This window comes from Pseudoclavibacter sp. RFBJ3 (assembly GCF_002931375.1).
Taxonomy (GTDB): domain Bacteria; phylum Actinomycetota; class Actinomycetes; order Actinomycetales; family Microbacteriaceae; genus Pseudoclavibacter.
Genome location: NZ_PSXZ01000006.1, coordinates 186,903 through 211,960 on the forward strand (window position 1 = coordinate 186,903; position 25,058 = coordinate 211,960).

General features: G+C 70.3%; 17 protein-coding genes. 7 read left to right on the forward strand and 10 right to left on the reverse strand.

All coding sequences use genetic code 11. The features are described from left to right. Positions 1–63: 63 nt before the first annotated feature. Positions 64–702 (reverse strand): alpha/beta hydrolase, encoded by a 639-nt coding sequence (locus C5E07_RS08385; RefSeq protein ID WP_104299080.1) that lies wholly within the window; start codon positions 700–702, stop codon positions 64–66. After that, the gene (locus tag C5E07_RS08390) at positions 699–1,583 is read right to left on the reverse strand and encodes a VOC family protein (protein WP_104299081.1); all 885 of its coding nucleotides are present in this window, start codon (positions 1,581–1,583) and stop codon (positions 699–701) included. Before C5E07_RS08390 ends, C5E07_RS08385 begins: the two co-directional genes overlap by 4 nt. A gap of 60 nt (positions 1,584–1,643) precedes the next feature. Here C5E07_RS08390 and C5E07_RS08395 point away from each other — a divergent pair, with 60 nt between their 5' ends. After that, on the forward strand, positions 1,644–2,342 hold the full coding sequence (locus tag C5E07_RS08395) for a MarR family transcriptional regulator (RefSeq protein ID WP_104299082.1): 699 nt from the start codon (positions 1,644–1,646) through the stop codon (positions 2,340–2,342). A gap of 88 nt (positions 2,343–2,430) precedes the next feature. Here the strand turns inward: C5E07_RS08395 and aceB are convergent, their stop codons facing one another. Both aceB and aceA read right to left on the reverse strand, forming a co-directional pair. Next, a complete protein-coding gene (aceB, locus tag C5E07_RS08400; protein WP_104299083.1) occupies positions 2,431–4,098 on the reverse strand; it encodes a malate synthase A in 1,668 nt (555 codons plus the stop codon). 77 nt (positions 4,099–4,175) lie between these two features. Then, positions 4,176–5,486, reverse strand: a complete 1,311-nt coding sequence (gene aceA / locus C5E07_RS08405; protein WP_104299084.1) for an isocitrate lyase — start codon at positions 5,484–5,486, stop codon at positions 4,176–4,178. 134 nt (positions 5,487–5,620) lie between these two features. On the opposite strand from aceA, the gene C5E07_RS08410 reads away from it, so the two are divergent. After that, the gene (locus tag C5E07_RS08410) at positions 5,621–7,084 is read left to right on the forward strand and encodes an XRE family transcriptional regulator (RefSeq protein ID WP_104299085.1); all 1,464 of its coding nucleotides are present in this window, start codon (positions 5,621–5,623) and stop codon (positions 7,082–7,084) included. Here C5E07_RS08410 and C5E07_RS08415 read toward each other — a convergent pair. Then, the gene (locus C5E07_RS08415; RefSeq protein ID WP_104299086.1) at positions 7,036–8,445 is read right to left on the reverse strand and encodes an NtaA/DmoA family FMN-dependent monooxygenase; all 1,410 of its coding nucleotides are present in this window, start codon (positions 8,443–8,445) and stop codon (positions 7,036–7,038) included. The genes C5E07_RS08410 and C5E07_RS08415 overlap by 49 nt on opposite strands. Continuing rightward, positions 8,442–9,689 (reverse strand): LLM class flavin-dependent oxidoreductase, encoded by a 1,248-nt coding sequence (locus C5E07_RS08420; protein ID WP_104241104.1) that lies wholly within the window; start codon positions 9,687–9,689, stop codon positions 8,442–8,444. The genes C5E07_RS08415 and C5E07_RS08420 overlap by 4 nt, the downstream gene beginning before the upstream one ends. 191 nt (positions 9,690–9,880) lie before the next feature. On the opposite strand from C5E07_RS08420, the gene C5E07_RS08425 reads away from it, so the two are divergent. Next, positions 9,881–11,587, forward strand: coding sequence for a sodium:proton antiporter (locus tag C5E07_RS08425; protein WP_104299087.1), 1,707 nt, complete (start codon positions 9,881–9,883; stop codon positions 11,585–11,587). A gap of 174 nt (positions 11,588–11,761) precedes the next feature. Here the strand turns inward: C5E07_RS08425 and C5E07_RS08430 are convergent, their stop codons facing one another. After that, positions 11,762–12,823 carry a hypothetical protein gene (locus tag C5E07_RS08430; RefSeq protein WP_104299088.1) on the reverse strand — a complete coding sequence of 354 codons (1,062 nt, stop codon included), beginning with the start codon at positions 12,821–12,823 and terminating at the stop codon, positions 11,762–11,764. Positions 12,824–13,002: 179 nt separating this feature from the next. Between C5E07_RS08430 and C5E07_RS08435 the strand changes: the two genes are divergently transcribed. Genes C5E07_RS08435 through C5E07_RS08445 form a run of 3 tightly spaced genes read left to right on the forward strand, consistent with a single transcriptional unit; the run spans position 13,003 to position 17,722 of the window. Then, positions 13,003–14,025: a 3-oxoacyl-ACP synthase III gene (locus C5E07_RS08435; protein ID WP_104299089.1), complete on the forward strand. Its 1,023-nt coding sequence runs from the start codon at positions 13,003–13,005 to the stop codon at positions 14,023–14,025. Further along, positions 14,022–16,727, forward strand: coding sequence for an alpha/beta fold hydrolase (locus tag C5E07_RS08440; RefSeq protein ID WP_308471361.1), 2,706 nt, complete (start codon positions 14,022–14,024; stop codon positions 16,725–16,727). Before C5E07_RS08435 ends, C5E07_RS08440 begins: the two co-directional genes overlap by 4 nt. Further along, positions 16,724–17,722 carry an NAD(P)-dependent oxidoreductase gene (locus tag C5E07_RS08445; RefSeq protein ID WP_104299091.1) on the forward strand — a complete coding sequence of 333 codons (999 nt, stop codon included), beginning with the start codon at positions 16,724–16,726 and terminating at the stop codon, positions 17,720–17,722. The genes C5E07_RS08440 and C5E07_RS08445 overlap by 4 nt, the downstream gene beginning before the upstream one ends. 17 nt (positions 17,723–17,739) lie before the next feature. Here the strand turns inward: C5E07_RS08445 and C5E07_RS08450 are convergent, their stop codons facing one another. Next, entirely contained in the window at positions 17,740–20,211 is a 2,472-nt protein-coding gene (locus C5E07_RS08450; RefSeq protein WP_104299092.1) for a helix-turn-helix transcriptional regulator, read from the reverse strand. Positions 20,212–20,445: 234 nt separating this feature from the next. Then, entirely contained in the window at positions 20,446–21,798 is a 1,353-nt protein-coding gene (mgtE, locus tag C5E07_RS08455) for a magnesium transporter (RefSeq protein WP_104299188.1), read from the reverse strand. 69 nt (positions 21,799–21,867) lie between these two features. On the opposite strand from mgtE, the gene C5E07_RS08460 reads away from it, so the two are divergent. Next, complete coding sequence (locus tag C5E07_RS08460; protein WP_104299189.1) at positions 21,868–24,117, forward strand: excinuclease ABC subunit UvrA; 2,250 nt, start codon at positions 21,868–21,870, stop codon at positions 24,115–24,117. Here the strand turns inward: C5E07_RS08460 and C5E07_RS08465 are convergent. Continuing rightward, positions 24,114–25,046, reverse strand: coding sequence for a DUF4031 domain-containing protein (locus C5E07_RS08465; RefSeq protein WP_104299093.1), 933 nt, complete (start codon positions 25,044–25,046; stop codon positions 24,114–24,116). The two genes, C5E07_RS08460 and C5E07_RS08465, sit on opposite strands and share 4 nt — an antisense overlap. Positions 25,047–25,058 lie beyond the last annotated feature (12 nt).

A 25,058-nucleotide genomic window follows, 5' to 3' on the forward strand; every position in this document is an offset into this window, starting at 1 on the left:
AGGAAGACGGCCGCCCACTCAGGTGGACGGCCGAAATCTCAGGTACCAGGAGGACACGCAGGGTCACATTGCGCGGAGGAACCCGGCGAGGTCTTCCAGCTCCTGCGGCGAGATGCCGTGCGCGAGGCCCGGGTAGGTGCGCTCGCTGGCCGTCGCGTGACCGGACAACCACGCGGTGGTCCGATCGAAGGTGGCGTCGCTGATGATCTGGTCCCGGTCCCCGCGCCCGAAGAACACGGGTGGACGGATGCTGGTGAGCTCCTCGTCGCCCGGTTGCTCGCCCTGCAGGGAGAAGCCGGAGAGGACTGCCCCGCGCTCGAAGCGCTGCGGCTCCCGGCGCAGCAGCTGGGTCACCATGAGCCCGCCCTGCGAGAAGCCGATCGGGATGACGTTCGCGGCCGGTGCCGTGTTCTGGTCGAGCCAGGCGAGCACGGCGTCCGTGGCCGCTGCGGCCTTGGCCGGGTCGGGCAGGCCCGGGCGGTCGATGGGCACCCAGGCGTAGGAGCCGACCTCGGCGGGCGTCTCCTCGCGGAGGACGAGGGGCGCGCGCAGGGAGGCCCAGTCGAAGCCGTCGCCGAGGGACGGCAGGAGGCTCGTGAGATCGTCCTCGTGTGATCCGTAGCCGTGCATGAGCAGGAGGATCGGTCGCTTGCTCGAGGCGTCGATCGACGAGAGCGCCGTGCTGATCGCGAGCCCGCTCATGCCGCGACCGCCTGCGCACGCGTGCGGAGCACGACCTCGGAGCGCCAGGGATCCAGCACGGTGATGGTCGCGCCGTCGTCGGCGAACTGGAGGCCGGCGCCGCGGAGCCGGTCGGCGACCGCGTCGAGCTCGGTCCGTTCGGGAACCTCGATCGTGAGCTGGCCGAGGCCCAGGGTCGCGGCCCGGGGTCCGGCGCCCGCACTGTTCCAGACGTTGAGGGCGATGTGGTGGTGGTAGCCGCCCGCGCTCACGAAGAGCGCTCCTGGATAGGTGGTCGTCGTCTCGAAGCCGAGGGTGTCGACGTAGAAGCTCTTCGCGGTGTCGACGTCGCCGACCTGCAGGTGCACGTGGCCGACATCCGCTGCGGCCTTCTGGGGCGCATCCGCGGTGTCTTCGACGAGGTTGGCTCGCAGGTAGGCGTTGGGATCGAGGAACTCGGTGGACATGGCGATGCGCCCGGAGGCGTCGAGCCACGTGTCACGTGGACGGTCGGTGTAGAGCTCGATGCCGTTGCCCTCCGGGTCGGTGAAGTAGAAGGCCTCGCTGACGTGGTGGTCGGAGGAGCCGACGAACTGGGAGCGCGGGTGCTGGGCCGCCCGGTAGACGGTCGCGGCGAGGTCGCTCGGCGTGTCGAACAGGAGGGCGGTGTGGAAGAGCCCGGCGGCACGGCGCGGCGCGACCGGGAGGCCGGGGGTGTGCCGGAGGCGCACGAGCGGGGCGGCTCCTCGACCGAGCGTGATCTCGCCGTCGGTCTCCGCGATCGGCTCGAGGGCGAGCGCCGTGCGGTAGTACTCGGATTGCGCGGCGAGGTCGCCGACGTGGAGTGAGACGAGGCCCATCCCGGTGCCTGCGTCGAGCTTGTCGCCATCTGTTGTCGTCATGGCACGAACCGTAGCACTCAAGAACTTGCATCTACAAGTAAAAGGCGCGAGGATGAGGGCATGACCGAACCCAGATGGCTCTCCGCGGACGAGCAGCACTCGTGGCTGCACTTCATCGGGGTCGTCGAGCTGCTCCCGGGTGCGCTCGACACGCAGCTCGGCAACGACGCCGGCATCACGCACTACGAGTATCTCGTGATGGCGGTCCTCTCGGAGTCGCCGGGCCGGAGCCTGCGCATGACCGACCTCGCGACGCGCACCAACGCCACGCTCCCTCGCCTCTCCCGTGTCGTCCTCGGCCTGGAGCAGCGCGGCCACGTCGAGCGCACGAGCCACCCGGGCGACCGCAGGGCGAAGATCGCGAAGCTCAGCGACAGCGGCATGCTGTTCCTCGAGGAGACCGCGCCCGGCCACGTCGGCAAGGTGCGGGAGCTCATCGTGGATGCCCTCACCCCCGAGGAGTTCAGCACGCTCGGCAGGATCTCCCAGAAGCTGCTCGACCGGATCGACCCCGAGGACCGGTTCGGCGTCCACCGGACCGCGACGGAGCCATCGGGCTCGGACTCCGAGCCGATCGCCCGATTGGGCATCGGGGCTCCCGCGACCCGTGCGCTCGCCGGCGATGGGCAGACCCTGCTTGGCGACGTCGCCGGTGCGAGCCGCGAGCACCTGCTCTCCCTGCACGGCGTCGGCCCCCGCGCCGTCGGCATCCTCGAGGGTGCCCTCGAGGCGCGCGGTCTCGCGCCGCTGCAGCGCTGACGGTCCGGGCAGGGAGGCAGGCGCAGACCCCCGAACCACCAGCGCTGCTCTCGTGCCGCACATCGGCGAGCGACGGGCTGCCTCTCGCTCAGGCTGCGGCGAGGTGCGCCTCACGCTCGATGCTCCGCGCGACCGGCCGCTCGCAGAGATGGTGCGCGTAGGCGGGGATCGTCAGGAACGTCGGGAACTCGTCGTCCAACGAGACCCGTCGCAGGATCTGCGCGGCGGCCTCGAAGCGGTCGCCCTCGAAGCGATGCGCGTCGCCGAGGGCGCCGTCGAGCAGCGACTCGACCAGCTCACGCGTCACCACCGTGCCGGAGTCGGTCACCGTCTGCTGGGCGATCCACTGCCACAGCTGGGAGCGTGAGATCTCGGCCGTCGCCGCATCCTCCATGAGGTCGTCGATCGCGACGGCACCCACCCCGCGCAGCCAGCTCTCGATGTAGCGCAGCGCGACGGAGACGTTGGCGCGCACCCCCTCGTCGGTGACGTGCTTCTCCAGCGAGCGCACGTCGAGGAGCTGCGCCGCCGTGACGTCGACCTCGGAGCGGTCTCGTCCGAGCTGGTTGGGCGCCCCGCCGAGCACGGCGTCGAATTCTGCGCGCGCGACGTCGATGAGTCCCGGATGCGCGACCCAGGACCCGTCGAATCCGTCTGCAGCCTCCCTCGCCTTGTCGGCGCGCACCTTCTCGAGGGCACGCGCCGTGACCTCGGGCTCGCGGGAGTTCGGGATGAAGGCGCTCATGCCGCCGATCGCGTGGGCGCCCCGCGCGTGGCAGGTCCGCACGAGCAGCTCCGTGTACGCGCGCATGAACGGGACCGTCATCGTGATCCGATCGCGGTTGGGGAAGACGTACTGGGGTCCGCGCGAGCGGTAGTGCTTGATGAAGCTGAAGATGTAGTCCCATCGTCCGGCGTTGAGGCCCGCGCAGTGCTCGCGGAGCTCGTAGAGGATCTCGTCCATCTCGAAGGCCGCAGGGAGCGTCTCGATGAGCACGGTCGCCCGGATCGTGCCGTGCTCGATGCCGATGGCCCGTTCCGAGAAGGTGAAGACGTCGTCCCAGAGACGCGCCTCGAGGTGGTTCTCGAGCTTGGGCAGGTAGAAGTACGGACCGCGCCCGCGCGCCAGCAGCTCCGTGGCGTTGTGGAAGAAGTAGAGCCCGAAGTCAACGAGCGAACCGGATGCGGGCCGCTGCTGGCCCGAGCGGTCGGTGTAGCTCAGGTGCTTCTCGACGAGGTGCCAGCCGCGGGGCCTGACGATGATGGTCGGCGTCTTGTCGGCGGTGACCGAGTACTCCTTTCCTTCCGGACTCGTGTACTCGATGCGCTCCCTGACCGCATCCAGGAGCGAGACCTGCCCGCCGACGATGTTCTGCCAGGTCGGGCTCGTCGCGTCCTCGAGGTCGGCCAGCCAGGCGTTCGCTCCGGAGTTGAGGGCGTTGATGGTCATCTTGCGATCGGTGGGGCCGGTGATCTCGATGCGGCGGTCCTCGAGGCCGGGGCCGGCGCCGGCGACTCGCCAGCTCGGGTCCTCCCGCACGGCGGCGGTCTCGCTCAGGAAGCGGAAGTCGCGGCCGTTCTCGACGGCCTTCCGGCCGTCCATCCTGGCGAGCAGACGTTCGTGGCGCCTGCCCGCGAACTGGTCGTGGAGGCGCAGGACGAACTCGAGAGCTTCGCGGGTGAGGATCTCGTCGAAGCGATCGCCGATCGGCCCCGTCACCTTGAGGCGCGGTTCTGGTGTGCTGTTCATGGTCATGGCTGCTTTCTGCGTCGATGGGTCAGGGGGGGGCGTCGGGGTCAGGGAAGTGGAGGGAGAGCGTGACGTCGCGAGGTTCAGTGGAACTGCTCGGACTCGGTGGAGCCGACGAGCGCGAGTGTGGAGCTGGCGGGGTTGAGGCTCGAGGACAGGCGGTCGAAGTAGCCGGTGCCGACCTCGCGCTGGTGCTTCGTCGCGGTGTAGCCGTCGGCCTCGCTTGCGAACTCGGCTTCCTGGAGGTCGACGTAGGCGCTCATGTGGCGGGCGCTGTAGTCGCGGGCGAGCGTGTACATGGAGTGGTTGAGCGCATGGAAGCCGGCGAGGGTGATGAACTGGAAGGTGTAGCCCATGGCGGCGAGCTCGCGCTGGAACGCGGCGATCTGCTTGTCGTCGAGGTGGCGCTTCCAGTTGAAGGACGGCGAGCAGTTGTAGGCGAGCTTCTTGTCGGGGAACTCGGCGTGGATGCTCTCGGCGAAGGTTCGGGCCAGCTCGAGGTCGGGTTCGCCGCTCTCGACCCAGAGGAGGTCGGCGTACGGGGCGTAGGCGTGCCCGCGGGCGAGGACGGTTTCGATGCCTGGCTTCGTCTCGTAGAACCCTTCGGCGGTCCGGTCGCCCGTCAGGAACGGGCGGTCGCGCTCGTCGACGTCGCTCGTGATGAGGTTCGCGGCGAGGGAGTCGGTGCGGGCGATGATGACGCTGGGCACGCCGGCGACGTCGGCGGCGAGGCGGGCCGCGTTGAGGGTGCGAATGTGCTGCTGGGTCGGCACGAGGACCTTGCCGCCCATGTGACCGCACTTCTTCTCGCTCGCGAGCTGGTCTTCCCAGTGCACGCCCGCGGCTCCCGCCTGGATCATGGAGGCCATGAGCTCGTAGGCGTTGAGCGGGCCGCCGAAGCCGGCTTCGGCATCGGCGACGATGGGCGCGAGCCAGTCGCGGCTCGGCGCCCCGTCCTCGGCGGTCTCGATCTGGTCGGCGCGGAGGAGGGCATTGTTGATCCGGCGCACGACGGCCGGCACGGAGTTCGCCGGGTAGAGGCTCTGGTCCGGGTAGGTCTGGCCGGAGAGGTTCGCGTCGGCGGCGACCTGCCACCCGGAGAGGTAGATGGCCTTGAGGCCGGCGCGCACCTGCTGCACGGCCTGGTTGCCTGTGAGCGCCCCGAGGGCGGCGACCCAGCTGCCGTCGTCGTCGTCCACGAGGTCCCAGAGGCGCTCCGCTCCTCGGCGTGCGAGCGTCTGCTCCTCGACGACGCTCCCCCGCAGCGCGACGACGTCCTCGGCGGAGAAGTCGCGTGTGATGCCGCTCCAGCGGGCTTCCGTCTTCCAGGCCGTCTCGATGCTCGCGGCCTTCGCCTGCGCCGACTCGGTTCCATGAGGCGTCGTCTGGTCCATGATGAGCTCCTTTGCTCGAAGAACTGGTGTTGTGTCGATCCTGTGCCGTCGCGGACGCTCGAGATGGAGAATCCCACTGGAAATCTGCCCGTTCTTCTAGCGCGCAGAAGGATGCGTGTGGCACGGTTGCGCACATGGACATCGACGTTCTGACGCTCGGCCGACGCATCCGCTCGATACGGCAGGAGCGGGGCCTCACCCTCGAGGCGCTCGGCACCGCCATCAAGCGCGCACCCTCGCAGATCTCCGCCATCGAGACCGGGAAGCGCGAGGTTCGGCTGACCGAGCTGCAGGCCTTCGCGCGCCTCTTCGGGGTGAGCGTCGACGAGCTGCTCTCCGACGCCCCGCTCTCGAAGCGCGCGTCCCTCGAAGTCGAGCTCGAACGCGCGCAGGCGGGCCGGATCGCCCTCGCGCTCGGCCTCGATCCGCTTCCCATCCGCCGCTCGCTGAGCGATGAGGCCATCGAGACGATCCTCGCTCTCTACCGGGAGCTCGCCAGGATCGACTCAGAGCGGGCGGCGACCCCCGAGGAGGCTCGACGAGCCAACACCGAGCTGCGGCGCGCCATGCGCGAGCGGGACAACTACTACGCGGAACTCGAGGAGCAGGCCGCTGCGCTGCTCACGAGCGTCGGGCACGAGGATGGGCCGCTCTCGCAGCGCACCGCGGCCGACATCGCGGCTCACCTCGGGCTGACGCTGCACTACGTGCGCGACCTGCCCGTCTCGACCCGTTCGGTCGTCGATCGGAGACACGGTCGCATCTACGTGCCCCTGGCCCAGTCGGCGGATGCCGACCCACGATCGATCATCCTGCAGACCATCTCGAGCTACGTGCTCGGCCACGAGGCACCGCGCGACTACGCGGAGTTCCTCCTGCAGCGGGTCGAGACGAACTACTTCACCGGGGCGCTCCTGATCCCGGAGCTGGGGGCCGCGAAGCTCATGGGTGCGGCACAGCAACGTCGGGCGCTGTCGGTCGAGGACCTCCGGGACGCGTACGGGGTGAGCTACGAGACCGCAGCCCACCGGTTCACGAACCTCAGCACGCATCACCTCGGCATCCCGGTCCACTTCCTGAAGGTCAGCGAGTCCGGGGTCATCTCGAAGGCCTACGAGAACGACAGCGTCAGCTTCCCCACCGACGCGCTCGGCGCCGTGGAGGGCCAGTTCGTGTGCAGGCAGTGGAGCGCGCGGCGGGTGTTCGACGTCGAGGACCGCTTCAGCCCCTACCACCAGTACACGGACAAGCCGGTCGGCACCTACTGGTGCACCTCGCGCATCCAGAACACGCCCCTTGGCACCTTCTCGGTCAGCGTCGGCACGGCCTTCGAGCACGCGAAATGGTTCGCGGGGCGCGAGACGACGCGCAGGCACACCTCCACCTGCCCGAACGGCGACTGCTGTCGTCGCCCCTCTGAGCAGCTGTCGGCGAGGTGGGCGGGCGCGTCGTTCCCGAATGCCCGCCTCCACACCTCACTGCACGCGGCGATGCCGACCGGGGCGTTCCCCGGCGTCGACGAGGTGGAGGTGTACGAGTTCCTGGATCGTCACGCCCCGGCGGCACCCCCGGAGGCACCGCCCGCGCCGAGCAGCTGACCGCTGGGCGCATCGGCCGATGGCGGCTCCGCCGGCAGTCCGAGCGTCTCGCGGAGGGTGGCCCCAGGCGTGTACTCCTCGCGGTACACGCCGCGCTCCTGCAGCTCTGGGATGACGCCGTCGACGAAGCGGTCGAGCCCGTCGGGGATCAGCGAGGGCACGATGACGAACCCGTCGGAGGCGCCGCCCTGGACGTAGCGGGAGATCTCGTCGGCGATGTGCGACGCGGTCCCGACGAAGGTGTGCCGCGTGTTGAGCTTCACCATCAGCTCGCGCACGGTGAGCGAGTCCCGCTCCGCAATCTCCCTGAACTTGGAGATCTGGGCGCGCTGCTTGGAGAGGTCGTTCGCCTGACCGGCGCGGATGCGCTCGTCGCCAGGCTCGAGGTCGGGCAGCGGGCCGTCCGGGTCGACGCCAGACAGGTCCCTTCCCCACACCTGCTCGAGCATCGCGATCGCCGTCTGCGGGCTGACCTGGGCGAGGGCCTCCTCGCGGGACCGCTCGCGGGCATCCGCCTCAGAATCGCCGATCACGAATGTCGCGGCCGGCATGATCAGGAGGGAGTCGCGTGAGCGGCCAGCTGCGGGCAGGCGGCCCTTGACGTCGTCGTAGAACCGCTTGCCGTCTTCGAAGGCGGCGTGCAGGGAGAAGATGATCTCGGCGTTCGCCGATGCGAAGTCTCGCCCAGCCGGGGAGTCGCCGGCCTGCACGATGACCGGGTAGCGCTGGGGACTGCGTGGCACGTTCGGGATCGTCTCGACGTCGAAGTGCTTGCCGACGTGGTTGATGCGGCTGACCCCGCCGGGGCGCAGGTACTCACCACGGCCGGGGTTGGCGGCGATCGCGTCGGCCTCCCACGCGTCCCAGAGACGCTTCGAGAGCCGCACGAACTCCTCGGCCCGCTCGTAGCGCTCCGAGTACTCCAGGAACCCGCCACGGCGGAAGTTCTGGCCGTGGAAGGCGTCGCTCGACGTGACGACGTTCCAGCCGGCTCGTCCTTCGGAGAGGTGGTCGAGGGTCGCGAGCTGCCTCGCGAGATCTGCCGGCTCGTTGAAGGTCGAGGAGAGCGTGCCGACGAGTCCGATGTGCTCGGTGAGACTGGCGAGTGCGGCGAGGATCACGAGCGTGTTGGGGCGCCCGACGACGTCGAGCTCGTGGATGCGCCCCTTGTGCTCGCGAAGCCGAAGCCCCTCGGCGAGGAACAGGTAGTCGAACCTGCCGCGCTCGGCGGTCTCCGCGAAGGCCCGGAAGGAGGCGAGGTCGATCTGGCTTCCTGCATCCGGGTCGGTCCAGATGGTCGTGTTGTTGACCCCGGGGAAGTGCGCCGCGAGGTGGACCTGCTTGAGGGGCGTGCCGCTCATGCGCGCTGTGCCTTTCCATCGTTGACGAGGGCGCCGCGGCCGCGAGCCGCTTGGCGGTCTGCATGGGCTGCGGCGAAGCGGTTCGCGGGGCGCGGTTCGAGCCCGAGCGTCTTGCGCAGGCTCGGTGACTTCTCGCGGGGGTTCGGGGGCGAGACGATGCCTCGAGCCTCGAGCATGGGGCGCACCCTGTCGACGAACTCGGCGACGTCGCCGTGGGTCAGGGGGCGGACGCGCACGCCGTCGAGGCCGGCGTCCGCGTACTTGGCGATGAGCTCGGCGGTCGTCACGTTGGATCTGACCACGACTCTGGTGTCGCTGCGGTATCCGGAGTCTGCGCGGACGCGTTCGTCGAGCGCTCGGAAGTGCTCCTCGGTCGACCCGTCCTCGTCGCCGAGGAAGATCTCCAGGTCGGCGACGACGCGGAGGGGCTCGCCCGTGCGGCCAACGCGCTGCTCTGCCTCCCGGATCGCTGCGAGGAGCTCGGCGACCGTGGCTCGGCCGGGCGTGACGAACACGACGTCGGCCTGCCGCGCCGCGAACTCGAACGCGTCCTGCGTCTGCGCGAGCGCGAAGACCGGCGGCTGCCCCTGCGGCGAGCGCGGCACGATGGAGGGCCCCTTCACGCTGAAGTGCTCGCCCTCGAAGTCCGCGTAGTGCAGGCGGTCCGCGTCGATGAATCGGCCCGTCGGCTCGTCGCGGATGACGGCGTCGTCTTCCCAGCTGTCCCAGAGCCGCCGGATGACCTCGACCGAGTCCGCCCCTTCGGCGAAGATCGCGTCGAGGCCGAGTGAGCTCTTGCGTCCGAAGCTCGCCGCCTCCGCGGCACTCGCGCTGAGCTTGGCCCGGAGGCCCGCGCGGCCGAGCGACACGAAGTCGAGGGTCTGGATGCTCGTGGCAGCGTGGAACGGCTCCGCGTGCGTGAGGCCGATGGTGGGGACGAGCCCGATCCGCTTGGTGTGCGGGGCGAGGGCGGCCGCGAGAAGGGTCGCGTCGAGCGACACCTCGGCGAGATCGCGAGATGCCTCCCAGTCCGGGGCGCTCCCCTCGATCTGGTAGGCGTCCTCGAAGGTGACGTAGTCGATGCCGGCGCGCTCGGCGTGCTGGACGAGATCGCGCCAGTAGCCGAGCTCCGTGAGCCGAGTCCCGTCACCGCGTGGCAGCACCGTCCACGCGGCTGGGTGCCAGCCTGCGCCCTGGAGCGCGAGCCCGACCGTGAATCGTCCGGGGCTTGGTCGTCTCGACATGATGCCTCTCTCACGGGATCCGGTGTCCGAGCACCGCGGAGCGCAGCAGCCGCGGTGTTCTGGGTTGCCCGATCGTAGTTCCGCGCGTCACAGCCGGGAGTCCGGGTGCGTCACCCGCCGAAATGGAGTGCAACATTGCGACGCGCGCGAGCGACCGGGATCACGGCCGTGGCCGATTAGTCTGCTGTTCCATGGAGCTCGAACTCGCAGTCTTCGGTGTGGCGGCGGTCCTCATCATCGTCGCCGTGGCCGCCATCGCGCCCAAGCTGGGGGTCGCGGCGCCCATCCTGCTGGTGCTCGTCGGCATCGGGGTCGGCTATCTGCCCGGGGTCCCTGACTTCGAGTTCCCCCCTGAGCTGATCCTCACGATCGTGCTGCCGCCCATCCTCTACTCGGCCGCCGTGAACGTTCCGCTGGCGGATTTCCGCCGCAACCTGCGTTCCATCACGGGACTGTCGGTGCTGCTCGTCATCATCTCGGCGTTCGGCAGCGGGCTGCTCCTCTACGCGCTCCTCCCCGACCTGAACCTCGCCGCCGCGATCGCGCTCGGGGCCGTCATCAGCCCGCCGGATGCGGTGGCCGCGACGGCGGTCGGCAAGCGGCTCGGCCTTCCTCCGCGCCTCGTGACGGTGCTCGAGGGCGAGGGCCTCGTGAACGACGCGACGGCGCTTGTCATGCTCCGCAGCGCGATCGCGGCGACGGCGGGAGCGCTGTCGTTCTGGGGAGCTGTCGGTGACTTCGTGCTCGCCGTGACCCTGGCCGTCGTCCTCGGCGCCGTGGTCGGCGCGGTCACCGTGTACGTGCGCTCCAAGCTCGACAGCGCCGTGCTGACGACGGCGATCTCGTTCACGGTGCCGTTCCTGGCCTACGTGCCGACGGAGGAGGTCGGTGGCTCCGGTGTGCTCGCGGTCGTGGTCGCGGGACTCATCACGGGGCACGCCAGTGCGAGCCGCTTCAGCCCGCAGGATCGCATCAGCGAGCGCACGAACTGGCGCACGGCGCAGCTCCTGCTGGAGAACGGCGTCTTCCTCCTCATGGGCTTCGAGCTGTCGGCGCTCATCGAGTCCGTGGACGGCGACGAGGACGGCATCGGGCTGCTGCACGCTGTCGGCATCGGCCTGCTCGCGACGATCGCGCTGGTCGTCATCCGGGTGCTGTTCGTCATCCCGCTCGTGCTGATGCTCCGCAGGGAGCAGCGCCGAGCCGAGCTCGTCGCGCCTCGCGTCGAGCAGTTCCTCAAGCGGGTGACCGCCCCCGGACTCGCGAGCACGCGGCCGCGCCTCGTCGACCGGGCCAAGCGCGCGAGCGCCGACATCGCGTTCTATCGCGACGAGGGGCTCGGCTGGCGAGGCGGGGCCGTCCTGGCGTGGTCCGGGATGCGCGGGGTCGTCACGCTCGCGGCGGCGCAGTCGCTGCCCGCGGATTTCCCGTACCGGCCGCAGCTCGTGCTGATCGCCTTCACGGTGGCGATCGTGACGCTCGTCGTGCAGGGCGGCACCCTCCCGCTTCTCATCAGGAAGCTCGGGGTCACCGGCACGGACGCCGACGCGGACGCCCGGGAGCTCGCGAGCCTCGCCGACGAGGTGTTCGACGTCGCGCGCGAGTCGCTCGCGAACCCGGAGCTTCGGCGTGCTGATGGCGGAGCGTACGACGCTGAGCTGCTCGAGCAGGTGCAGGCCGTCGCCTCCCGGATGAGCCGGCTGCTCTCCAAGCCCGTCGACCTCGACGAGGACGCGCAGGACACGCACGTGCAGCGGCGGGAGCTCACACGCATCCTGCTCGACAACGCTCAGCTGGCGCTGCTCGACGCGAGGTCGTCGGGGAGCTACTCGTCTCGGACCATCGAGCAGGCGCAGCACCGCCTCGATGCCGAGGCTCTCCGCTTCGGCGGCGCCTGACGCGAGTGTGGGAGGCGGGCCAAACGCGAGTTCGCGCGGCGCCCGACGCGAGTTCGGCGCCGCCCGATGCGACTCCCTCACACACGACGGCGGGGTGCGGGCTCGTCCTGAGCCCGCACCCCGCCATGTCGCTCGAGCACCCGTCGGCCGTTGCCGTGAGCGCTGTCGGTGCGGCTACGCCGTGGCGTTCAGTGGATACCGCAGCGTCGCGGCCACCTCGGCGCCGTCGACGAGGTCGCCACGCCGGACGGCCCTGACCTTGGCGCCGTGCTTGAGGGCGCGGGCGGCGATCTCGTCCACGATGGCGTAGGTGTGCGGGCCGGGCGTCTCGGCGCGCGTGAGCTTGCCGTCCTCGTCCAGCTCGCCCTCCAGGGTCGAGTCCATGTCGAAGTAGAGCTCGGCGACGGCGCCCTGCGAGGCCGCCTTGGCGACCTCGTTGATGGAGGTGGTCGCGTGGCCGTTGCTCCGCTTCGTGCCGAACTCCTCGCGCCAGTCGTTGATCTCTCCCCGGTAGTGGTCGTCGAGGATGCCGCGCGCCTTCGCATCGAGCTCCCCAGGCGCGAGCGAACCCGGGTGTGCGCCGATGCGCTGCTCGAGGAGCCCCGGGTACTCGTTCACGGCCCGGTAGGCGGTGTCGAAGTCGCCGGTCGCGGCGAGGATGAGCGGGGCACCCGAGTCTCGGAGGATCGGGATGACCTGCTCCTGCACGATGCGCGCGAAGCGCTCGTGCCCGATCCGGTCGCCCGTCGTTCCCTGCGCGCGCTGCCGGTCGAAGCGGCCGCCGGTGGTCGTGTGCTCGAGCACCGTCGCGAGATCGTCGGGGAGCCCCTCGATGGGCAGCTGGCGCGGCTTCGCGTCGGCGAGCACCTCGAAGAGCGTCACCTCGCCTCGGGAGAGCCCGAGCACGAAGCCGCAGTTCGGGAACGTGGTCGCGCGCAGCAGTGCGCCGACGTCGAAGCGGTCGCCCACCGCGACGTGCTGGCCGAGGCGGTTGGCGAGGCGGAAGGTACGGAAACGGTCACTGGACGCGAGGATGACGAGGGAGCGGGATTGCGCCCGCCAGAACTCGGGATCGGACTCGAGCTGCTTCGCTGGATCGAGGATCTTCGCGATGCGCGTCCGATCCAGACCGAGGGTCTCGAGCTCCTTCGCCGCCTGGCTCACGGCGGCCCGCAACTCCAGTCGCAGGGCCTCCGACTCGCTCGGGGCGCTCGAGGCCGGGATGGCGATGCTCACGCTGCCCTCGCCCCGGTACTCGGTCAGTTCAAGCAGATCTTCATGGCTAGGAATATCACTTGGCAACATCTCTGCACGCTAATGATCGGGCCTGAGAGTTCGGTCATCGGCGAGCACCTAGACTGACGTGGTTACGCCCCTCCCTACTCTCTGCACGGCTCAGGACGCAAATCACATCTATGACAGGTAACGCGACTACTCGCTTCCACAACGTCTCGCTGCTGTCGGTCGCGAGCAGCCTTCCTTCGAAGGCAACGGCTTCGGCAGACATCGAAGGCAAGCTCTCCGCCGGCCTGAAGCGGCTCAGGCTCCCCGGCAACCTCCTCGAGCGCGTCGCCGGCGTGACCGAGCGACGCAACTGGGCTGAGGGGGAATCGTTCACCGAGGCGACCGTCGCCGCCGGCCACGAGGCGCTCCGCCGCGCGGGTGTGGACGCGAGCCAGGTGGGCCTGCTCATCAACACGTCCGTGACCCGCACCCATCTCGAGCCATCGGTGGCCGTGCGCATGCACCACGGCCTGGGTATGCCGAGCTCGGCTGTGAACTTCGACATCGCGAACGCGTGCCTCGGCTTCGTGAACGGCATGACGCTCGCGGCGCAGATGATCGAGGCTGGCCAGATCCGCTACGCCATCATCGTCAACGGCGAGGACGCCGACGAGATCCAGGTGAACACCATCAACCGGCTGCTCCGCGACGACATCGGGCGCGAGGACTTCATGAGCGAGTTCGCGAGCCTCACGCTCGGCTCCGGTGCGGCGGCGGCCGTGCTCGGACGCACGGATGAGCACCCGGAGGGGCACCAGATCCTCGGCGGCGTGACGCGAGCCGCGACCCAGTTCCACGAGCTGTGCGTCGGCAGCGTGCAGGGCATGTTCACGGATGCCAAGGCGCTGCTGCGCGGCGGCCTCGACCTCGTCGTGTCGGCCTGGAAAGAGGCGCAGACCGACTGGAACTGGTCGTCGATGGACCACTACATCACCCACCAGGTGTCGCGCGTCCACACCAACGCGATCGTCAAGGCCGTCGGCCTCGACTCGAAGCGCGTGCCGACCACCTACCCGACGCTCGGGAACGTCGGGCCCGCGTCCATCCCCATCACCCTCGACCTGCAGTCGAAGAGCCTGAAGCGCGACGACCGGGTCCTGCTCATGGGGGTCGGGTCCGGCCTCAACACGGCGATGATGGAGCTCAAGTGGTGAGGTCGGCCTCTCGCCCGCCCGCCGGCCTGCCCGGACTCCAGGAACGATTCAGCCGCCTCGTCGAGACGACGGGCGTCGGCGAGGACACCGGCTCGAGCCGCACCTGGCACCTCCTCGACACGGGGCCGATCCTCCAGGAGCTGGGGATCGAACCCGTCGGCACGGTCCTCGCCGTGCACGGCAACCCCACGTGGTCGTACCTCTGGCGCTCGCTGGTGAGCGAATCGATCTCGGCCGCCGAGTCCGGGGCACCCGCGTGGCGCGTCATCGCGGTCGACCAGCTCGAGATGGGCTTCTCCGAGCGCACCGAGGTGCGTCGCACGCTCGAGCAGCGCATCCTCGACCTCGGCGCGCTGACCGACGAGCTCCAGCTCAGCGGCGACGTCGTGTCCCTCGGCCACGACTGGGGCGGGGTCGTCGCGCTCGGCTGGGCGGTCCGCCACCCGGAGCTGCTCACCGCGGTCGCCTCCCTCAACACCGCCGTCGACCAGCCGAGCGAGCTGCCCATCCCGGCCGCCCTGCGCCTCGCCCGCTTCGGCCCCGTGCTGCGCGCATCCACGTCGACGAGCCCGGCCTTCCTGGCAACGACGCTCGCCCTCGCGAATCCGCCGCTCACCCTCCAGGTGAAGGCCGCCTACTCGGCGCCGTACCTCGACCGGGCCTCGCGGCTCGGCATCGAGCAGTTCGTGGCCGACATACCGGTCGACGAATCCACCCAGAGCCACGCGGCGCTGCAGGCGGTCTCGGCTGGCGTCGCGGCGCTCGACGTGCCGGCGCTACTGCTCTGGGGCCCTCGCGACCCGATCTTCACCGACCTGTACCTGGGCGACCTCATGCGTCGCCTCCCCCGCGCCGAAGTGCACCGCTTCGAAGGCGCTGGTCACCTCATCGCGGAAGACACCCCGTACGCGACGCATCTCCTCGCCTGGCTCGACGACGTCGCCGCGGGAACCGCTCGCCGCCGAGGCCAGCACGCTCCGGAGGCGAGCCCCGACGATGCATCCGCGCCCATGTGGGCTGCGTTGGACGAGCACCGTGACGACCCGAGCATCGCCGCCCTCGAGATGGGGCGCGGGGCGAACGGGGCCCCGCTGCGGGTCTCCTGGCGCCAGCTTGCGCGCCGAGTCGACGAGATCGCGGCCGGCCTGAGCGCCGTCGGGGTGCGCCGGGGCGACCGCGTCTCCCTGCTCGTGCAGCCTGGCGTCACCCTCACCGCCATCGTCTACGCCTGCCTGCGCATCGGCGCCGTCGTCGTCGTCGCGGATGCCGGGCTCGGCGTCAAAGGCCTCTCCCGCGCCGTCCGCGGCGCCTGGCCCGACGTCATCATCGGCCAGGTCCCCGGCCTGACGGCGGCCAAGGCGCTCGGCTGGCCCGGCCTGCGCATCAGCGCCACGAGCATCCCCGCCAGCGCTCGAGCCGCCCTCGGTGTCGCGCACTCGCTCGCCGAGGTGGCCGAGCTCGGGCGCGGCGCGGCGCTGCCCACTCCTCCCGGCCCCGAGGACCTCGCAGCGGTGCTGTTCACCTCGGGCTCGACCGGACCTGCGAAGGGCGTCGTCTACACGCACCGTCAGCTGCAGGCCGTGCGGGACACGCTCCGCGACACCTACGGGGTGACGGCCGAATCGGGCCTCGTCACGGGCTTCGCGCCCTTCGCCTTGCTCGGCCCGGCCCTCGGAACCCGGTCGGTGACGCCGGATATGGACGTCACCTCCCCCCGAACTCTCACGGCCACCGCGGTGGCCGATGCGGTCGTGGCGGCGGATGCTCGCATCGTGTTCCTCTCGCCGGCCGCGATCCTCAACGTCGTCGCGACGCGAGACGACCTCGATGCGGCGCAGCGGGAGGCCCTCGAGAGCGTCGACACGTTCCTCTCGACGGGGGCGCCCATCGGGGCTCGACTGCTCGACGACGCCTGCGCCCTCATGCCGAACGCGGAGGCGCACACCCCGTACGGAATGACCGAGTGCCTGCTCGTCACCGACATCGACCGCGAGGGCATCTCCGCTGCCGCGCTCGCCTCTGACCACGGCGTCTGCGTCGGCACGCCGATCGGGCGCAACGTCGTCCGCATCAGCGCTCTCGACGAGACGGGTGCCGCGACCGGCGCCCCCTCAGACGAGGCTGGTGTGCTTGGTGAGGTCATCATCAGCGCCCCCCACCTCAAGGAGCGCTACGACCGCCTCGCCATGACCGATCGGGCCGCCGTGCGCGATCTGCCCCACCGCGGCGCAGAGGCCGCCGGCCAGGGACACTCAGATCAGGCACATCCCGATCAGGATGACCTGGGCCGCTGGCACCGCACCGGCGACGTCGGCCACCTCGACGCGGAGGGGCGCCTCTGGATCGAGGGCCGCCTCCCCCACGTCTTCGTGACGGTCGACGGTCCACTCGCGCCCGTCGGCACCGAGCAGGACCTCGAGACGCTGCCGTGGGTGCGGCGCGCCGCGGTCGTCGGCGTCGGACCGGCCGGAACGGCGCAGGCGGTGGCCGTGCTCGAGACCAGGGAGCCCTCTCGCGGGGTCCGCGTGGCCGAGGCGGAGCTCGCCGACGCGCTTCGCGCCTCCACGACGCAGCCGCTCGCTGCCGCGCTCATCGTTCCCGAGCTGCCCACCGACATCAGACACAACTCGAAGATCGACCGGACAGCGCTCGCCGGCTGGGCCGAGCGCGCGCTCTCCGGGGAGCGGGTGTCGGCCCCGTGAGGGTGCTCGTCACTGGGGCGAGCGGCATGCTGGGGCGTGCCGTCGCGACGCAGCTGCGCGACGAGGGCCACGAGGTCACGACGATGCAGCGCAGTGCGAGCGGCATCGACGGCGTGACGGATGCCCTCGGCTCGATCACCGACGATGCAGCCGTGGCGCGTGCGGTCACCGGGATGGAGGGGGTTGTCCACCTCGCCGCCAAGGTGTCGCTGAGCGGATCGGAGGCCGAGTTCGAGGCCGTCAACATCGCCGGGACCGAGCGTCTCGTCGAGCACGCGAAGACTGCGGGCGCGACCCGCTTCGTCATGGTCTCCTCCCCCTCCGTGGCCCACTTCGGTGCGGCCATCCACGGCGCGGGTGCTGATGCGGCCAGGCCCGACCTCGCCCACGGCAGCTACGCCCGGACGAAGGCGGAAGCGGAGCTGCGAGCTCTCGCCGCCGACTCCCCGGACTTCGCCGTGGTCGCGGTGCGCCCGCACCTGGTGTGGGGCCCCGGCGACACGCAGCTCGTGGCGCGCATCCTCGACCGGGCCTCGAGGGGCACACTGCCGCTCCTCGGGCGCGGTGCGGCCCTCATCGACTCCTGCTACGTCGACAATGCCGCGTCGGGTATCGCAGCGGCGTTGCGGCGAGCACCGGTCGCCCACGGGAACAGCTACGTCATCACGAACGGGGAGCCGCGGACCGTCGCGGAGCTCATGGAGGGGATCTGCCTCGCGGGTGGGGCTCCGCCGCCCCGCCTCCGGGTGCCTGCCGTCATCGCTCGGGCCGCCGGCTCCCTCATCGAGGGGGTGTGGCGCATCCGACCGGGGCAGGACGAGCCGCCGATGACACGATTCCTCGCCGAGCAGCTCTCGACGGCGCACTGGTTCGACCAGCGACGCACGCGCGCCGATCTCGACTGGGCGCCGTCCGTTTCACTGGAAGAGGGGCTGCAGCGCCTCGCGGATCACACCGCGGGTTCCAACCCGGGAGCGGGCCAAGCGCGACGCTAGCTCGTGTCACACCGTGCCTAGTCGAGCAGGCCCCGCCGTTCGGCGGCGGCCACCGCGGACCGCCGGTCGCCTATCCCGAGCTTGCGGAACACGCTGCGCAGCTGAGCGCGCACGGTGTGCACGGAGACGAAGCGCTGGGCGGCGATCTGCGCGTTGGTCCAGTTCTGACCCACGAGCCTGAGCACCTCGATCTCGGCGCTCGAGAGCTCCTCGCCGACCGTAAAGGCTGACAGCGGGCGGGAGTCTTCCGCGGCGACGACGAGCAGGGCGGCGATGCGGCTCGGGAGCCTGTCGCTGATGGACGCCATGAGGGCAGCGTCGCTGTCCGTCGCGAAGCGGAGCGCGAACCGGGCGTTGCGGTCGTCGAGGCACTGGGTGGCGATCGTCGCGATGCGGTTGGCGGCGGCGGCCAGGTTGCCCATCCGCAGCAGGCACAGCGCCGTGATCGTTCGCCCGATCGATGCGAACCTCGGGGCGATCCGGGTGTCGGCCAAGGCCGCCTCGGCGTGCGCGAGGGCTTCCCTGTGCCGGCCGTTGGCGAGCTCGACGAGGCTCCGGGCGAGGCTGATGTAGCAGTCGCCCTGCGCACCTTCGTAGTCGGCGGCCAGCTGCGCGCGGGCGCTCTGGCCGCGCGTGAGGAAGAAGGTCGTCGCGGCGAACGTCAGCAGGGTGGAGGGTCGCCCATCGCGCCAGGCCTGCGCGCTGAGCCCGAGGAGTTCATCGACCTCGGCGATCGGGTCCTCGTCGCCGAGGAGCGCTTCGATGAGGATCCGGACGCTGGAAGCCGTGTCCTGCGGCAGGACGGCTCGCGGCAGGTCTCGGAGCTGCCTGGCCAGGTCGAGCGCTCCCGCTTCATCGCCGTTGTCGAGCAGCTCGAAGCACTCGGCGAAGCCCGGGAGGCTCCGCCCGCTGAGCTTCTCCGTGTCGGCCTGGCGGACGCCGCAGATGATGCCGATGATCTCGATGTGCCGCAGCGCATCAGCGTCGGTCCGGTTGAAGCTCTCGCCCTGCTCGGCGGCGAGCGCGGCGAGCTCGAGTGCGAACGGCAGGTCGTCGGAGAGGATCGCGGCCCACTCGAGGACGAGGCAGTCGGCCGCGAACCGGCCCCGAGCGACGGGAGAGGCAGCGAGCGCGGCGAGCAGGGTCTCGTCGCCGTCGCGGAGGAGGGCCTTCGCGTCACGGAGGCCCCGCCGGGCAGCCGCACGGTCACCCCCGAAGGAGGTCGCAAGCGCGTGCCTGGTGACCTGGGCGAAGAGCCCGATGGGGTCGCTCGGGGCGATCCTCGTCGTCGCGAGGCTCGACTCGCGGAGGCTGAGCAGGACGCCGCGTGTCGCCCCGAAGCGCCGCCATTTGAAGAGCGCGACCAGCAGGCGCGTGCTCAGGAGGCGAGCGAGCACGCTCGTCGGGACGTGCACCATCTCCTCGACGGTCTCGCGGGGCGCGTACTCGTAGATGGTCCTGAAGTGGCGTTGCGCGATCGACTCGACCTCACCCCATGAGCGAGCGCTCAGGGCGAGGAAGAGCCGCTGCATGACGTTCTGCTCACCCGGGAAGGATGCGACGGCCGCGGCGGCGGACGCCCGCGCCTCGTGTGGGGAGCGGTCTGCGTTGAGGCGCCGGAAGGTGTCGGAGTGCCAGACGAACTCGACGTCGAGCGTGATGCGGTTCACCTCGGTGGTGCCGTACGGCGAGGAGGCGAGCTGGTCGAACCAGTGATCACCGGCGATCTCCGGGGCGAGCAGGTGGAGGTCGCCCCTCGAGAAGCGGCGCAGGACGCTCACGGCTCGCATCATGCGGACCGCGTCGACGCGGGCGAGTTCGGCGGGGTCGAAGCGGCGGAGCTCCTGCAGGGTCATGGCGGCGCTCGACGCACCGCTGACGACGGACCATCCTTCCGCATTCGCGTCGGAACGATACCGCTGCAGAGCTATGCGGGTTGTGAGGGGGTGGCCGGCGAACGCATCGAGGAGCCGCATCCGAAGCCCTGGCGGTGCCCCCGGCTCGTTGAGCGCCAGCAGCCCGTCGAGCTCGGAGATGTCGAAGGCGAGCTCGCTCGGATGGAGCACAACCCCGTCGGAGCCGAGCGAGGAGGCCCAGTCCGGCATGGAGAGGGATGCGATGAGGAACCGCACGCCCCGCTCGCGGTCGGGGCCAGCCACGAACCGCCTGATGTCCTGCCACAGTTCGTCGTCCTGCGCCACGATGACGTCGTCGAGCATGACCGCGGGGCGACCCGTGTGCGCCCCGGAGTCCAGCTCGTCGAAGATGCGAATCAGCTCGGCCCGAGAGTGGCACCAGAGGACCGTGGAGCCGGCCGCGCCGAGCTTGCCCTGCATCTGCCTGAGGAGCGTGGTTCGACCGCCGCCCGGCATGCCGACGATGAGGGTGAGGCGTTGTTCGGCGAGCGCGAGCTCGGAGAGCCGGTCGCGTTCGAGCGTGTGCCAAGGCTCTGCGGCCCGAGATGCATCAGTGAGCGTGCTGCTGGACATGCGTGTTCTCTCCTGCTGATTCCCAGCGCTGCGCGCTGCGGACTCCCCCCAGAGTCCTGCGTGGTCTCGGAGATCGTCCTCCGACGCCACGCCTCGGCCCCACGATACGGTTTCGGAGATACACGCGTCGTATACGGTCCAGCGCTGTCCAACGGCCTCCACTCGATGCGACGCACGAACTCCGTGTCAGCTCGGGCGCGCCCCGCCTCGGGTGGAGCAGCAGGGTCGCTTCCGTCAGATGCCGAGCACGGATTTGGCGATCGAGAAGTAGACGATGAGTCCCGTCGCGTCGCAGAAGGTGGAGATGAAGGGCGTCGAGAAGACGGCCGGATCGACCCGGATGGACTTCGCGACGAGCGGCATGACGCCGCCGACGGTCGCCGAGATGGTGCAGACGGAGAGCAGGGTCAGGCCGATGACGGTGCCGATGCCCACCCCGTAGAAGAACGTCGCGACGGCGAAGGCCACCGCTCCCAGCGAGATGCCGAGCACGATGCCCGTGCGCAGCTCCTTGAGGGCGACGGACCAGGCGTTCCTCGGTCGCACCTCCCCCATCGCCAGGGCCCTCGTCACGGTTGTCGCGGCCTGCGATCCCGTATTGCCGCCGATGCCGGTGAGGAGAGGGATGAACAGGGCGAGGGCAACCTGCTGCTCCAGGGTCGCCTCGAAGAGCTCGAGGACGCTCACGGTCAGGATGGCGGAGATCGCGAGCACGAACAGCCAGACCACGCGCGAGCGCACGACCGCGAAGACCGGAGTGGTCAGGTAGGGGCGCCTCAGCGGCTCGGAGGCGCCGGCGTGCGCCTCGTCCTCGTCGCGGGCGGCCTCGACCATGCGGTGTGCGTCGTCGCCCGTGAGGAGACCGAGGAGGCGCTCCTCGCGGTCGACGATGGGCATCGCCAGGACTCCGCGGTCGACGAGCGTCCGGGCCGTCACCTCGGCATCGTCATCGGCGTGCGCATAGAGGGCGGTCGCCATGTGCGCCTCGACGGCATCGTGCGGCGACGCGAAGAACAGCTCACGGAGACTCACGACCCCGAGGAGGCGTCGACCGTCGTCGACGACGGGGATCGTGTAGATCGTCTCGGCGTCCCCGCCTCGCTGCTGGATGCGCTCGAGCGCCACTCCCACGAGCTCGTGCGCGTAGACGTGCACGTAGTCGGGCGTCATGCGCCTGCCGACGGACCCGACCGGGTAGCCGAGGATGATCGCCGTCTCGCCGCGTTCATCCGCCGGCAGCTCCTGCACGAGGCGCTTCGCGATCTTCGCCGGGAGCTCGTCCATGAGGGCGACGCGGTCGTCGGCGTCGAGCTCCGCGAAGACCCGGGCCACGTCGGCATCGGAGAGCTGCGTGACGACCTCGCGCTGAGCTGGGGCGTCCATCCGCTCGAACACGGTCATGGCCTCGTCCTTCGGCAGCAGCCGGAACGCGACCCCGGCATCCCGGGCAGGGAGGCGCTCGAGCAGCACGGCGACGTCCGGGAGCGGCGCGCTCGCCAGGGCGGTCGCGGCGGCGCTCAGGTCTCCGCGAGCGAGTTCGGTCGAGACGAGTTCGACGAGATCGTCGAGGGAGTGGATCGGAGGCATGGGGGCATCGAAGCACACCCTGCCCTCGGGATCGTGGCTCGCGCCTCGGCGGGTCGCTACGATCGCGGCATGCATGAAACCATCCGCGTGCGCGGCGCTCGTGAGAACAACCTCAAGGGAATCGACGTCGACATCCCGAAACGCAAGCTCACGGTCTTCACGGGCGTCTCCGGATCAGGCAAGAGCTCGCTCGTGTTCGGGACGATCGCGGCCGAGTCCCAGCGACTCATCAACGAGACGTACACGGCCTTCGTGCAGTCGTTCATGCCGAGCCTCGCCCGGCCGGACGTCGAGGTGCTCGAAGGGCTGAGTGCGTCCATCGTGGTCGACCAGGAGCGCATGGGGGCAAACGCCCGCTCCACGGTCGGCACGGCGACCGACGCGCACACCATGCTCCGCATCATCTTCTCCCGCCTCGGGGCTCCGTCAGCTGGACCAGCCGGCCACTTCAGCTTCAACCTCGCCGAGGGCATGTGCCCTCGCTGCGAGGGCATCGGACGCGTCACCGACCTCGACATCGACGAGGTCGTCGATCGAACGAAGTCGCTGAACGAGGGCGCGATCACGATTCCCGGCTACAAGGTCGATGGGTGGATGGTGCGCGGATACTCGGACGCGCCGTTCCTCGACGGCGACAAGAAGATCGCCGACTTCTCCGAGGCCGAGCTGCGGGACTTCCTGTACAAGGAGCCGACGAAGGTCAACATGCCGGCTCTCAACATGAACCTCACCTACGAGGGGCTCATCCCCCGCATCCAGAAGTCGATCCTGTCGAAGGACCCGGAGGCGGTGCAGCCCGCGATCCGCGCCTTCATGGACCGAGCGGTCACGTTCACCGCCTGCCCGGAGTGCCGAGGGGCGCGCCTGAACGAGGCGGCCCTCGCGAGCCGCATCCAGGGCAGGAACATCGCGGACTGCTCGGCGATGCAGATCAGCGACCTCGCGGCGTTCATGAAGGGCGTGCAGGACCGGCAGGTCGCCCCGGTCATCGCGACCCTGCAGGAGACGCTCGACTCCCTCGTGAACATCGGGCTCGGCTACCTGAGCCTCGACCGCGAGTCGGGGAGCCTCTCGGGTGGCGAGGCGCAGCGCGTGAAGATGGTGCGGCATCTGGGCTCGAGCCTCACCGACGTCACCTACGTGTTCGACGAGCCGACGGTCGGGCTCCACCCGCACGACATCCAGCGCATGAACGAGCTCCTGTTGCGCCTGCGCGACAAGGGGAACACGGTGCTGGTCGTGGAGCACAAGCCCGAGACGATCGCGATCGCCGACCACGTCGTCGACCTCGGTCCCCGTGCGGGCTCCGATGGTGGGGAGCTGCAGTTCGCGGGCACCGTCGAGGGCCTGCGCGCGTCGGGTACCCTCACGGGCAAGCACCTCGACGACAGGGTCTCGCTCAAGGAGGAGCCGCGGAGTTCGAAGACGAGCCTCGAGATCCGTGGGGCGACGCGTCACAACCTCAAGGACGTGGACGTCGATATCCCCCTTGGCGTGCTGACGGTCGTGACGGGGGTCGCAGGCTCGGGGAAGAGCTCCCTCATCCACGGGTCGATCCCGAAGTCGGCCAACGTGGTCGTCGTCGACCAGACCGCCATCCGCGGCTCCAGGCGGAGCACACCGGCCACATACACGGGGGTCCTCGACGCGATCCGGGCGGCCTTCGCGAAGGCCAACGGCGTCAAGCCGGGCCTCTTCAGTGCGAACTCCTCCGGCGCCTGCCAGAAATGCAACGGCCTCGGGGTCATCTTCACCGACCTCGCCATGATGGCGGCGGTGTCGACGGTGTGCGAGGAATGCGAGGGCAAGCGCTTCCAAGCTGAGGTGCTCGCCTACACGCTCGACGGCAAGAACATCAGCGAGGTGCTGTCGATGTCGATCGCGGAGGCGCACGAGTTCTTCGCGACCGGTCCCGCCAACAAGGTGCTGGGGCGCCTCGTCGACGTCGGGCTCGGCTACCTGGGGCTCGGGCAGCCGCTCACGACGCTCTCGGGGGGCGAGCGCCAGCGGCTCAAGCTCGCGATCCACATGGCAGAGAAGGGTGGCGTGTACGTGCTCGACGAGCCGACGACGGGCCTGCACCTCGCGGATGTGCGGCAGCTGCTCTCGCTCCTCGATCGGCTCGTGGACTCGGGCAAGTCGGTCATCGTCATCGAGCATCATCAGGCGGTCATGGCGCACGCCGACTGGATCATCGACATCGGCCCCGGCGCTGGTCACGATGGCGGCTCGGTGGTGTTCGAGGGGACGCCGGCGCAGCTCGTGGCCGATTCGTCGACCCTCACCGGCAAGCACCTCGCGAGCTACGTGGGCGCCTAGCTGCGAATCGCTTCGAGCTCGCCCTCGAGGTTCCGTCTCGCGCGTTCCTCCCAGTCCTCTGGGGCCGCGGGTGACACGAAGAGGCGGGGCGTCGCGAGCAGCGTCTCGAGCACGGACGCGCGGCCGGCGCGCCACTGCTCGTCGGTGACGTGCGCGTAGTCGCGTCTGACCAGTTCGACGTAGCGCGCGTAGCCGTCCTCCGAGCGGGCGAGGACGGCGAGGTCGGCGTCCATGAGGATCTGGCCGGCCGTGTCGCTCTCCGCCACCGCGTGGACGATGGTCGCGAGCACGAGGCGCTCGACGTCGCCGACGAGGGCGGGGTCGACGCGGAGGGCCGTGAGCCGTTCGACGGCGAGGTCGGCGCTGGCGCGTTCGTCGTCGCCTGCGGCGCCCGCGTAGACCGCGTCGTGGAACCAGGCGGCGAGCCTGGCGGTCAGCAGTTCGCGCTCGGCCAGGGGCGCCCGGGTCCCGGCCGCGCGGAGGCGAATGATGTCGATGGCGTCGAGCACCGAGAGCAGGTGCGTCGCGTCGTGGTAGTGACGGGAGGGAGCCGACCAGGCGTCCAGGAGCTCGTCGCGGAGTGCATCCGTCGCCGGCCGCCGGTCAGCAGTCACGGGCAGCTCGAGCTCGGCCCAACGTCGGATGAGGGTGAGCCGGGCTCGCTTGGGCCTGTCGCGGGCGGGCACGCGCACGCCTCCCGCCACGAGTCGGCGCACGAGCTCGGAGCCCCCGACGGGTTCGGCCCCGAGCGCGACGAGGGCGTCATACTGCTCGGCCGGGACGTCGTAGTGGTCGACGTCGAACGCGCGGTCGCGGATGCCCGCCCTCCGGGCGAAGGCGTGCAGCTCGTCGACGGAGGCGTCGGACACGAGATGCGAGAACGTCGTGCCGTGCGCGGGCCAGACGGGTGGATCGATCAGGATGACCATCCAGAGAGACTA